The following is a 12271-nucleotide window of genomic DNA, read 5'->3' on the forward strand; positions in this document are numbered from 1 at the left end:
CCTGCCATGGCCCGAAAATCGACCTTGCCTCTTCGCCTGCAGCCCATGCTGGCCACGCTGACGGATGCGCCGTTCGACGATCCCGACTGGGTCTTCGAGGACAAATTCGATGGTTTTCGTATGGTGGCCGAAATCCGGCGTGGTCGGGTCGCGCTCTACAGCCGTAACGGGAAGATCATCAGCCACTCCTATGTCGAGGTCGCGAAAGCGCTAGAGGGCGTGAAGGCGGATGCCGTGATCGATGGCGAACTCGTCGCGATCGGCAAGGATGGGGCCTCCCATTTCCAGTTGCTTCAGAACGCCCTGCGCCATGAGGCCAAGCTCTTGTACTGTGCGTTCGACCTCATGTTCGCGGACGGCGAGGATCTGCGCGCGCTGCCGCTTCTCGAGCGCAAGAAGCGGCTAAAGAGCATCCTGCCGCGGCACAAGCTGATCGCGTTCAGCAACCACCGCACAGGCAAGGGGACGAAGTTCTTCGCAGAAGCTGAGCGAAGGCATCTCGAAGGTATCATGGCCAAGCGCGCCGACAGCCTCTACGCCTCCGGACGCCGGACCGCGGATTGGCTGAAGGTGAAGACCGCGCAGCGGCAGGAGGTCGTGATCGCCGGCTTCACGGCGCCGAGGCGGACCCGGCCGTTCTTCGGCGCCCTCGTTCTGGCGGTACGCAAGGACGATGCGTGGCGGTACATCGGCCACGTCGGCACGGGCTTCAGCCAACAGGTTCTCGAAGAGCTTCACGGCAAGCTCCTGCAGCTGAAGACAGCCAAGTCGCCCTTCCCCGCCAAGGTGAAGGATGAGCAGGTCACGACGTGGGTCCGTCCTTCGTTGGTCGCGGAAGTGAAGTTCGCCGAGTGGACCAGCAAGGGAGAGCTGCGCCAGCCGGTCTATCTAGGACTGCGGTCCGACAAGAAGGCCAAGGACGTCGTTCGCGAAAGGAGTTGGTCGCGAAAATAGCGCCGCCGGGAAGAGACGTCCGACCCGGTCAACCGGCCGCGCGCTCTATTGCGGAAGGCCACGGCGGCAGGGGCGGTAGCCCGAGAGCCTTGCGTACAGGTCCGAACGACTTCCGGTGAGCTGCGCATGCACCAAGCCTGGCAAGAGCTTCGTAGTGAGCCGGCACCGGGTAGCCCTTATGATCCGCGAAGCCGTAGCCGGGGTGTCGCACGTCGAGCGCCCGCATCACGGCGTCGCGCTCGACTTTCGCGAGGATCGAGGCGGCGGCGATGCTGGCGGACTTGGCATCACCCTTGATGATCGCCTGCTGAGGGATGTCGATTTCCTTCAATCGCTTCGCGTCGATCAGCAGATGCTGCGGCGTCAATCCAAGCCCGCGGACTGCACGCTGCATTGCCTGGATGCCTGCCCAGTAGATATTGATCGCGTCGATCTCCTCGACCTCGACGAATGCCACACACCAACTCTCTGCCTTTGCCTTGATCTCCTTCGCGAGTTCTTCGCGAGCGGCAGCGTCGAGTTTCTTCGAATCGTCGATTCCAACTATCCGCGTGCCCGGCTTCAGGATCACGGCGCCTGCGGAGACCGGCCCGGCGAGAGGGCTCATGCCCGCCTCATCAACGCCTGCCACGGCCTGATGGCCCCCTTCCCAGAGAGAGGTCTCGAAGCGCAGCATCTTGCGGAGGCGCTGCCCCTCGGACCTGTTTTCGAAGCGCCGCTTATCGATCGAGGCCAGGATGGCACGTGCTCCCGCGCGCCCGTCAACCCGCAGGATCTGCTCGACGCTGGCCTCGAGTGGTCGTTTCTCGACGACATAGCGCTGACGCAACATGTCGAGGGAATATTGGGACATAGGGACCTTCGCAAAGACTTAATCGGGAAAGCGTGTCCGTAAACTTTGTGGCGATTGTCTGAAGTCAGGCCATGCCGCCATCGTCACCCTGCGCAGCGCCCCGTCGAGAGGAACCACCGGCTCTAGGTGGGCCGGTACGCTGCGCGGCTACTGATCTGCATCTACGACCCGCCGATCTCACGAACGGAACCAACCGCGGTCTTCATTCCTTTAGAAAGGAGTGGAGCCTCGATCCCTGGGTGCTTCCGAGGGACAGGCCCATGCTCCGAGAGACTCGCAACGAAGAACAGGTTCTGGACCGCACCGCAGAGGTCGCAGCCACCATTGCGGAAGAAGGCCTTCGCTATGTCAGCGACTCCGCGCCCGGTTACACTCGCAAGCGGACGGGGACTACCTTCAGCTACTACGACAAGGACGGCAAGCGCATCACCGATGCCGCCGTCATCCGGCGCATCAAGTCCATCGGTATCCCGCCGGCCTATGAATCTGTCTGGATCTGCCCCTCAGCGAATGGCCACATCCAGGCGACCGGCCTCGATGCGCGGGGTCGCAAGCAGTACCGTTACCACGCAAAATGGCGCGAGCTGCGCGACCAGAACAAGTACGAACACATCGTCCAGTTCGCTGCCGCGCTGCCCGCGCTGCGCGACCGTGTCGCGGCCGACATGAAGCTGGAAGGGCTACCTCGCGAGAAGGTTCTGGCCACGATCGTCAGTCTTCTGGAGAAGACTTTGATCCGGGTCGGCAACGCCGAGTATGCCGAGAAAAACAAATCCTACGGGCTCACCACGATGCGACGAAAGCACGTCGCGGTGGGCCGCGGCGTCCTTCGGTTCGACTTCACGGGCAAATCGGGCAAACAGTGGAAACTTCGGGTCGAGGACAAGCGGATTGCCGCCATCGTGAAGCGCTGCGCGGAAATCCCGGGACACGAGCTCTTCAAGTACCTGGACGACGACGGGGAGCCGCGTACCATCGATTCCGGCGACGTCAATGCCTACATCAAGGACATCACGGGCGAGGACTTCAGCGCAAAAGATTTCCGGACTTGGGCGGGGACGGTTCTGGCGGCGTTGGCGCTGACCGAGTTCAAGAAGTACGACAGCCATGCCGAGGCGAAGCGTAATGTTGTTGCGGCGATCGAGCGCGTGTCGAAGCAGCTCGGCAACACGCCGGCAATCTGCCGCAAGTGCTACGTGCACCCTGAAGTCTTCAATGCCTACATGTCCGGTGATCTCGTCAAAATGATCGAAGCCAAGATCGCGCAGAAGTTCAAGCGCCAGTACGCCAAGCTCACTTCCGACGAGATCATGGTTCTGGCGTTTCTGCGCAAGCGTCTCGATTCTCTGAAGGCACCTGCCTAATCTCGCGATCTGTTCGTAGACGGCGCTCTCCGTGATCGGTTGCAAGCCGGCGCTCGCGTCGGCGGAAACGAGCGCTCGCCTTGGAATCGGGGTACTGGGCGTGGTCGGGCGAACGGGAAGGTCGCGGCTGGCCACAGTCCCCGGCAGGGCTTTCATCCTCATCCCGCCCCTTGCCGGCTCTGTAAAATGTGCCGTGCATAAATCGGGGGTCCGATAGCCGAATCGAAGCGCATTCGATAGGTCGGACCGGCATGGCCGCAAACAAGGTAACGGCGGTACGCTTGGGGCTGGGGAGGCAACCGACGGTCCGGGACTATCAAGCCGCTCAGCTCCGCTGGCGGCTTTTTTTCGTTCAACCTCACTCAGGAAGCGTTCGCCCTTGCTCGTTCACGGGCCTCACGGCGACGCTCCCGCCGCTCGCGCCGCCGCTTGGCTCGATCGGCGGGTTGCCGCAGCGGCTGAACAGACGACGTGGACACCGCAATGGAATCTTCAACCGCGGGCACCTGGACGGCCTCCGACGCCGCTGGGCGGACCTCCATGAGATCGAGCACCGCCCGTCCTTTGGCCGTGATCTTCCATCCACCGCTTAGGCGCTCGACCAGTCCTTGTGACCAGATGTCCAGGCCCGGCACCCTAGCCGCGAGCCGCCTGGTCCGGTCCGCCCAGTCGCGGCCACTCGTCGCCAAGATAGCCATGTCACGCTTGAGGTCTTCCATGACGGCAAACCCATCCGGATATGCCGCCAAAATCTTCAAAACGGTGACCTGGAAGTTCACGCCCGCGTCCCGGCTCTCAGTTAGCGCCACATGGTGGGCGCGTGCGAAAGGGCCTTGCGGCCGACCTGTCTGAGGTCCTCGGGAGAAAGCTCGCCGCTATTGGCGGCCTCCAGGATCTTCGAAGCCACAAGGGTCCGCGCGCCGATCTCGCGCTGCGAAAGGCCCTCGCACACTTCGTCGAAAACCGCGCGCAAAAGCGCGGTGGTTGCCGTGTCGAACATGAAATGCCCCCAACAAGGGAAAGTGGCATCTTAGCCGAGTTTTCCCGGTCTCGGGATTCAGACATGTTAAGTTGCGCCGAAAATGCGTCTTACCGTTGCAGCGCAATGCGAGGCCGGGCGCAGCCGATGTGCGCTTTGGCCTGGTGAGAAGCGGCTGCTGACTCAGAGCCTATGCCGCGATCGAAGCGAGCCCGACCTCGGAGCAACATTTCCTACGGCCGACCCAAGGCGCTCCGGAGGGTCTCGAGCAGATATTCGGACCTCCACGATTTCCCGACATTGGCCGCATCTCGCAGGACGGGATGGCCTCGGAGATCGGCGGCAACGTAGCCGCTGGCGAGAATGAAGGGCACGGACATCGACCGGAGCGTCTCGGCAACCGGGGTGACCCATCTTCCCGCCAAGTTGACGTCGAGAATGGCGGCGTCCGGCCGCTCGACCTTCAAAAGCTCCAAAGCGCCCTCTATGTCGGCAACGGGGCCGATCACACGATATCCGGCGGCCCTCAGCTCGGTGTCGAGCTCCAGTGCGATCAGGTACTCGTCTTCGACAACCAATATTCGGGGAGCGTCGTCCACGATGTGCCGCCGGTCTTCAAGACTCCACAGGCGCTGCGATGTCGCCCACTTTCTGCGCTCCTCGTGGCCGAAGAAGTTGCGGACTACCGCGTTGCGCGAGCCCCCATCCAGCATAGGACCTGGCACAGACTGGGCCGAGAAGACTTCCACCCTCAGTGTCAGCCCTGATGCGCCCATGAAGCCGCTAAGCTCGTCGCTGATCTTAACTCACAGATCGGCGCCTCCTACGCAGAGAGATCTGCAGCGCTTGCTTGAGGAGAGCTCGGCCCGTACTTAAATTTCGCCGGAGATGCGCCCATCGAGCTGACCGAGAGAGCTGCTTGTAGCGACCCGCCGGTCTGCGGCCTCAGCCTCCCAGCGCGCGCTCTGCGAACACGTTCTTGAAGACGTTCTTTGCTTCCGGAGAACGGATCCGCCCAAGGGCCCTCCAGCCGGGCAACGGCAGAAGGGTACGACCTGCACCCGTGAAAATCAAATCCCCAGCACAAGGCCGGGGATCTGGGCAGTCTTTCCGCAGTCACTGCCAGCGGAGCTCGTTGATGGCAGGGCTGCTCCCGGCCTTCCACGTCGGCTTACCCGCGCCTATGCGCGGAGTAGCTAAAATGAATGGGCGCGTCGGAAAATCAACACAGGCTTTTGGCTTTGGTTAAAGTATGGATCGCCGGTTTAGCACAAAGACCAGCCCTGTCCCTGGCCGTTTAGCTGACGTTAACCCTTGCCTGCCTGCACTCCCGGATTCACGGCGCCGAGCAATCGTGCCGTGAGTCAATGATGGCTTACGTGCTACGCTGCGCAAAATCGACAGTTGCGCGCTTCGTCCGCATTCGCCTGTGCGGGCCCTCTGGACGAACTACAGCATCCAGAAGAAGCATTCGCGGCCCTTCGCGTAAGCCGCCTCCATGTTGGCCACGCCGGCCTTGGTCATGACGTAGCCCTCCTCCTGGGCGATGTAACGGCCTCCGAAATGCTCGCAGAGCCGGTTCACGCGGGTCTTAATCCCATGGCCATCTTCCATCGTGCGAACGATGACACGGCGAGAACCCTTCTCGATGATCAAGTAGGGCGCAAACAAATCGAGCTGGACACCGTCAGACTGCGATTGAGACATTACTGATACTCCTCTGCCGCTTCGACGTCGAAGCTATGGCTCAACATGCCGCGACTGCGGCGGGCCCGTCGAGAGCCTTCGCAGAGACGATGAAGGCCATCATGATCCCGGGCTGGAAAACGACTCAGGATGGACTTTCTCGTCGGCGCAAAGCACGATCCTGAGCGCAAGGAGAACCGACTTGGCGGAGGCGTCATCAGCATGGTTAAATTCGTCTCTGAGGCGCCAAAGCGCGGACTTGGCGCTGTCCAGCTTTTCCACAACTATCAGCGATGGCCGAGCTCGGACTCGACGGCATCCACCCTCGGCTCACCGTCGGGAACGTGATCCATACAAGCCAATACCGTAACCGCGCGGAACAGCGTCGGCATTGTCACTGCTCCCAATGCAGCAGGTGGCTTGTCCGCCGGTCGCCGGACCCGATTGGTTCGGACTTGACCTCGCGCTTAGCTGCGCCCGGAAGCGCTTGTCGGCGCTCGCCGGCGACATCGAGACGGCGCCCAGGCGTCCGTAGACGTTGGCATCGACCGCCGTAATGGACGCGCGTTACTTGAGCTTCATGCGAGTTCTCCGGCTCAGGTTGCCCGGCTACGTGAATCGGTCGAGCACGTGAGCCTTCCTGGCTGAACTTGCCCTGGCCTCGATTGCGGGGCATGCATTGGCGACGACGTACGCCGGAGGCTTCCGCAACTCCGCGAGGCGCGCCCGTACGCCGCTGTCCTGTCCTTGCTGTGCGCTTGCGCGTGCTGTCCATGCGCGCATTGTCACCGGTGACAGCGTCAGCAAGCGATCCGGTCGATCATGTGCGAAAAAGCAAGAAGCGCTCGCGGGGGTCTTCCTGGGGGTGAAGGACGCGAGCGCTTCAGGATGTCAGCTTGGTTGGATCGACCGGCCGAGTGAAACGTACGATCGTCTCCGACTTGAAAAAGGACAACAACCTTCGGACGCGTCGACGAAAAAAATTGGGCTCCGAAGCCATCGCGCCGAGCCCAGTTTGTCAACCAAACAGCGCGGGGTCGACCTGCGCTGCCTGGAAACTTCGCGAGACGGACGATCGCCGCGAGACCTACACGGGTCAATCCTAGAATTTCGTCGACGTGCCTCCGGCGCTTAGAACGGCAGCTTGCGCTCGTCTTCCAAGCTTGGCGGCCCGCAGGACTCGTCCGCTTCGCCTTGGCGGTCCCCGGGGTCGACCATCCGAGTCCGCAGCCGGCGCATCGTCTTCCGCACCTCCTTCGGATCGAATCCACGCGCTTCCAGATCGCTGAGCGCCCTTCGGATCAGGTCGTAGTCCAGGCTGGTCAACGTATCGCTCCACGACGTGGTCGCCAGCGCGACGGCGAGCGCCATGCCGACCTCGCTGACGGTCGGAGCCCGGCGCCGGTCCATCTCGCTCCGCCACCTTGCTGTCCTGAGACGAGACTTGGCCCGGCTGACCTCGATCGGTTGGCGCCTGCGCGGCTTCGCGAAGACGGCGTCGGCCCTGTCTGGGTCACGCTGGAAATACGTGCCGCAGGCCTCGTTCAACCGAGCGATCTTGTCCACGTCCTCCGGAGTCAGCTTGCGTCTGATCGTTGCCATCGTTGCCTCCTCGTCCCGACCGGCTGACCGGTCGCTTCGCTTCGGGTTATCCGGCGCGGCGCAGCAAGGGTCAACGCTTCGGAAGAGAGGCATGTGGCCGAAGGCTTCGCCGTCGAAGCGCCGTAGGCTCTGCACCCGAGGCCCGGAGGGCTTCGACGATCTGGATGATGGGTTGAAGCGTTGAGCCGGAGGCCGGAGGCTACGCTGCGGTCGACCGGACGCCGGGCTCAATGCCGACACTTAGACCAGAGTGCGGAGCCGACGGTCGCCGACGGCATGGTCGGCTCGTCGTCTTGGTCACGCCGCCTACGAGAGGCTTTGCGCCACGACTCCACCGCATGTCGCCATGTTTCCATGATCCGCAGGGCGTGTTGACCTGCCAGCCTGGCTGGGTCGACGGGGCCGACCGGTCGGCGGCGGACCGAAGGATTGGCCGCCATGGAGCCGGAGTCGGTGAACGGAGGACAGGTTTGCTCACCGACAGCCTGGGAAGGAGGAGTTTCGACTGGGTCCGGAAAACATCCTGCTTGATATCTTGAAGCTTCTGAGACAACCGCAGCGACCTCGTCGAACAGCCGGTAAGCCGTTGGTCTAGTGACGTTTCCGGACGCGACGAGGGCCTTCACGATCTCCGCCTTGGCGTCGCCGATCTCCTCGATCATGAGACCGAGCGACAGCCGGCGCTGGATCTCCTCGGCGATCAGGCCGCAGTTGATCGACTTCTCGTTGGCGCGGGAGACCTTACCGGCTTGCCGCTTGCGCTCCGTTTCGACGTGTCCGCGCTCCTCGGCCGTCTCGGGGCGGTATCCTTTCTCGAGATATTGGTTCCGGTAACTGTCCCGCCCACGGTCGCAGAACTGACCGGTCGCGGACGGGGTCGCGCCGAGATCGATCACGAATCCGCGCTGAGCAGCCACAACCTGCCGAACGACGGGGCCGTCGCCGTGCAGCTCGATCAACCGCCTGGTCACCGCGCCGTCGACGGGGTGGTACAGCCAGTCGACGAACGCACCATGAGAACGGCACGCCGCGATGAAGTCAGGATCCCGGCGGCGCTGTGCCGACTTGATGACGAGCCTGCGGGCTGCGATGCCGTCACGCCAGAGCGCGTTCGAGAGTTCAGCCTCGACGTTGTTCTCGCGTTCGATCTTAAGCTGCTTGGCGCGCCGCGTCATGGCACGTTCGTCCGGCGTGATCGTCGGCAAGAAGGCCTTCCATTCCGACATCGTGCAGAAGGAATCGTCGTTGCAGGCGACCGACCAGCCGGGGGCGAGCGCGTTTTTGACCTTGTTGCTGTTGTGGTGGCCCGGGTCGGCGCCGAGTTCGATGAGGTGGTGGACGATGCCGCGCTGGATCATCGCGTGGAGCTGCAACTGGCTCTTGATGTTTTTGGCGCCCTTCGTCGGGATGACGCGGGAGCCCGGAGGCAGCATCCAGATCAGGTGCGGATTCTCAACGCCCTGCCCGTCCGACTCCCGGGCGCGGTAGACGATCAGGTTCGGCATGAACTCGGGCGGCAAGAGCCTGCGGATCGCCTTCCAAAGCGACTTCACGGACCTCCACCAGCCGTCCAGGTCGACCACGAAGTGGCAGCGACGGTTGCGCGCCAGCTCGACGTAGGCCTTGTCGCAGATCTGCATCCGCGAGAGGTGACCTCCGATCGAGCTCTCGACCTTGCCCTTGTCTTCGCCGAAAATCAGATCCTTCGGCAGCGCGGAGTTGAACAGCGCGAGCGAGATGCAGACCGCGGAGCGAAACGCAACGGTCGGATTGCCGTGTTCGTCGACGAGCTCCTCGATGAAGCGCGCGGTCTTTCTGCCGGCGAAATCCTGGACGAACTTGGAATCATAGCGCTCCCGGCGACGGCTATTGTATCCGCGCCGGTTCGTCGACGCGACTGCGGCGACCAGTTCGGACGGAGCGAACATCTCCCAATTTGGAGGTGGTTCGGCGAACTGCTCGCGCGTCCGCGGCTGAAAGCCGGCCGCGATCAACTTCTTGCATTCGCGCTGGTACTTCGTCTCGAAGCGCTCGTTCTTCCACGCCTCCAACGACGGGACCGGCTTTCCCGCCTTGTGCCGGCGCTCGCAGTCCCGCTGGTACATGGCGTCGAGCTTTCCCGCCTTCTTCCGGCGGTGGTCGTCGATCACGTCGCGGTCGGCCTTGGCGCGCGCCTTCGACTCCTCGGCCTGAGCGACGCCATGGGCCTGCAGGTCCTCGGTCCACTTCCGCCAGCCGATCTGGGTCTCCGCGGTAATCCTGGTGGTCGTGGCCACCGGTCCCCGGATGCGCTGCGGCACCGCTCCGCGCATCCGAATGATCGTCGGCACGTGGACGAACGGATCCTTGGGCTTCTCAAATGCTCGTGGCTTAAACTCTGGACGAGCTTCGCCGACGCGCCAGTCGCGCGCGAGCACGTAGTCGCCGCCATCGTATGCGTGGCGCCCTTTGTCTTCCTTCGCGTCCGGCATGGCCTGAATGCGCTCGAACGCAGACATGCCGCCGGCGGGCGCCGGGGCGTGCGTCAAGGCTTCGGAAATGGTCGGTGCTGTGCGCATGCGGTCCTGGTCGATCCAGCAGACAGCATCCAGCTGACGCCCGTAACATGCAAGCGAATCCTTGCGGCGGGAAGCTAACTCGTCAGACGAGTGTGGACATGTCGGCACCGGGACCGGGTTCCGGCACCCTCCGGCGCCGGCGACGATTCTAGAGTCGTAATGTCCTCGTTTCTAGAGTCGTAATCACGATGGCCTCGTCAGAGGTCGATATGATGGCAAGTAATCGAGGCGACGCACTCTGATATCGTTGAGGTATTTCGGCGGAGAATTCGAATCTTTGAAGATCAAGGACTCGAATTGATCAGGAGTCGTCGTCCTCTCCGAACCAGTGATCTTGCGGCTCGGCGACCCACCGCGCCGGCGCCGACTGGTCGAAGAGAAGCGCGTAGATCTGGTTGAATTTGGCCCATTTTGCGCCGAAGAGCATCGAGTTCTGGTTCATCAGCTCGAACGGATGCGGGGCATTTTCCACACGTTTCCCCTTGGAATCGATCTTCGGGTTGCGTGGGTCGGATTGCACCCAGGCAACTAGCAGCTCTTCGACGTAGGCCGACCTGGACATGTTCCGCTCGTCGGCCCTCTTCTGAAGGATGTGGATCAGGTCCGAATGCACCCTCAGGGTCAACCTCTCATGCTTGACGTCCGCCTCGGCGACCTTGGGCCCCGGTTTCGCGCGCGTCCTTTTCGAATCCTTAACCATGGCGACCATAAGCTCTTGATTTCTGGCGCATCTTGTTCGACAAGTGGCACCAATGATGGCAACTCGGCATCCGATGGATAACACGTCTCGAAAGGATTCGTCGAGGCCGTCCGAGCCCCGTTTCCGAGCTTGGTTGCTCGAGCGTATCGCCGAGGACCGCGCCGAGACGGCGCCGCCGCCGACCGAGGAGGACGACCGATGACGAAGCCAGATCACCCCGCCCTCGTCGCCCTGATGTCAGCCCGCTGGGACGATGCGTTCGGATATTTGCACCACGTCTCCGAAAAGACGCTCGGCGAGGCGCGCGCCCAGCGGCTGCTCGACGTCTGCGGCGACTGCCAGGCCGTCCAGGACGAGATCCGCGAGACCGTCGACGCCCTCTATGCGCTCGGCACCCATGATTCCGGCGCGCTGGCGCTGGCGTGGAGCATGCTGGCGTGCCGCCCCAGCTATCCGCCTAGCTTCCGTGCCGTGCTGCCGCAGGTCCAGCATGCGCTCGATGCCGCCGACCTCGATGCCGATCTGGACGTCGATGTGCGCGAGCGGCTCCGTACCTGGTGGGCCGCAGGCGCCGGCGACTATACGAAAGTGAAGCACTCGATGTTTGCGCTCACCGCAGCGGTGCTCCGCGGCGAGATCGAGAAGGAGTCCGAGCTGGAGCCGGCGCATGCGTTCGAGCCAGTCGTGGCTAAGTGGTTCAGGACGTCGTACCCAGGGCCGACGTTGACCGTGATGCCGGCGGCGCGGGCTACGAAACTGAACTCGCATAACCGCCCGTTCGCCGAGATCCTCGACAAGGCGCTGCCGCTGGTCTGCGCTCGCAATCTGGACGAGGCGCGGAAGCGTCTCGGGCATGAGTTTCCGCACGCGTCGGCCGCGCTGTCCGTGCTGTTCAAGGACTTGCGCGAAGGCGAGCCCGTGAAAATGAAACCGACCATTTTGCTCGGCAGTCCCGGCTGCGGGAAGAGCCGCATGGTGCGCAAGTTCGCGAGCGCTATCGGTATCCAGCACGTTCATCGCTACGACGGCGCATCCAGCAGCGACGGCCAGTTTGCGGGGACGTCGAAAGGCTGGTCAAATACCGAAGCATCCGTTCCGGCGCGCGCCGTGCTCGCCAGCCGGACCGCCAATCCCCTGGTGTTCGTCGACGAGATCGACAAAGCCACATCCAACCACAATGGCGGGCTGGTCAACTCGATCACTGGGTACCTCGACATGGAGACCTCCAAGTTCATGCGAGATCAGTCGACCGACTGCGTCTTCGATCTATCGATGGTGTCGTACTTGGCCACCGCCAACGACGTCAGCGGCCTGCCGGAGCACATCCGCGACCGCTTCCGAATCCTTCGCGTGCCGGCGCCGACGCTCGTCGACCTGCCGCTGCTGGCGGCTTCGATCGTCGACGCCATGCTGCTCGAAGGCGACGAATGGGCGGGCGCGGTGGCGCCGTTCGCCCCCGACGAGCTGCGGGTCATGGGCAAGGCCTGGGCCGAGCGAAATTTCTCCATGCGCGCGCTGCAGAAGATCGTCCTGGCGACCTTGGAAGCCCGCGACGCCTGCCAGATGAGGCACTGA

The 12271-nt window shown here is 63.0% G+C and carries 11 protein-coding genes; 3 read left to right on the plus strand and 8 right to left on the minus strand.

The annotated features are described in order from the left end of the window. Positions 1-6 precede the first annotated feature (6 nt). Positions 7-954, plus strand: a complete 948-nt coding sequence (gene ligD, locus AB7008_RS41220) for a non-homologous end-joining DNA ligase (protein WP_441260661.1) — start codon at positions 7-9, stop codon at positions 952-954. A gap of 28 nt (positions 955-982) precedes the next feature. Here ligD and AB7008_RS41225 read toward each other — a convergent pair whose 3' ends face one another. Continuing rightward, a complete protein-coding gene (locus AB7008_RS41225) occupies positions 983-1807 on the minus strand; it encodes a ribonuclease HII (RefSeq protein WP_441260662.1) in 825 nt (274 codons plus the stop codon). Between the two features lie 71 nt (positions 1808-1878). Between AB7008_RS41225 and AB7008_RS41230 the strand changes: the two genes are divergently transcribed. After that, the gene (locus AB7008_RS41230) at positions 1879-3171 is read left to right on the plus strand and encodes a DNA topoisomerase IB (RefSeq protein ID WP_441260663.1); all 1293 of its coding nucleotides are present in this window, start codon (positions 1879-1881) and stop codon (positions 3169-3171) included. 362 nt (positions 3172-3533) lie between these two features. Here the strand turns inward: AB7008_RS41230 and AB7008_RS41235 are convergent, their stop codons facing one another. The 7 genes from AB7008_RS41235 to AB7008_RS41265 form a co-directional block, all read right to left on the minus strand. After that, entirely contained in the window at positions 3534-3950 is a 417-nt protein-coding gene (locus tag AB7008_RS41235) for a hypothetical protein (RefSeq protein WP_441260664.1), read from the minus strand. A gap of 20 nt (positions 3951-3970) precedes the next feature. After that, positions 3971-4171 carry a hypothetical protein gene (locus tag AB7008_RS41240; RefSeq protein WP_441260665.1) on the minus strand — a complete coding sequence of 67 codons (201 nt, stop codon included), beginning with the start codon at positions 4169-4171 and terminating at the stop codon, positions 3971-3973. Positions 4172-4383: 212 nt separating this feature from the next. Further along, entirely contained in the window at positions 4384-4863 is a 480-nt protein-coding gene (locus AB7008_RS41245; protein ID WP_441260666.1) for a response regulator, read from the minus strand. A 736-nt stretch (positions 4864-5599) separates the two neighbouring features. Next, positions 5600-5857 (minus strand): hypothetical protein, encoded by a 258-nt coding sequence (locus AB7008_RS41250; RefSeq protein ID WP_313754256.1) that lies wholly within the window; start codon positions 5855-5857, stop codon positions 5600-5602. 1110 nt (positions 5858-6967) lie between these two features. Further along, positions 6968-7438, minus strand: coding sequence for a hypothetical protein (locus AB7008_RS41255; RefSeq protein WP_441260667.1), 471 nt, complete (start codon positions 7436-7438; stop codon positions 6968-6970). Positions 7439-7665: 227 nt separating this feature from the next. Further along, a complete protein-coding gene (locus tag AB7008_RS41260; RefSeq protein WP_441260668.1) occupies positions 7666-9996 on the minus strand; it encodes a hypothetical protein in 2331 nt (776 codons plus the stop codon). Positions 9997-10297: 301 nt separating this feature from the next. After that, positions 10298-10558: a hypothetical protein gene (locus tag AB7008_RS41265; RefSeq protein WP_441260669.1), complete on the minus strand. Its 261-nt coding sequence runs from the start codon at positions 10556-10558 to the stop codon at positions 10298-10300. A gap of 336 nt (positions 10559-10894) precedes the next feature. On the opposite strand from AB7008_RS41265, the gene AB7008_RS41270 reads away from it, so the two are divergent. Continuing rightward, positions 10895-12271 (plus strand): AAA family ATPase, encoded by a 1377-nt coding sequence (locus AB7008_RS41270; protein ID WP_441260670.1) that lies wholly within the window; start codon positions 10895-10897, stop codon positions 12269-12271.

Origin of the sequence: Bradyrhizobium sp. 521_C7_N1_3 (genome assembly GCF_052075975.1) — a bacterium.
Classification (GTDB): domain Bacteria; phylum Pseudomonadota; class Alphaproteobacteria; order Rhizobiales; family Xanthobacteraceae; genus Bradyrhizobium; species Bradyrhizobium japonicum.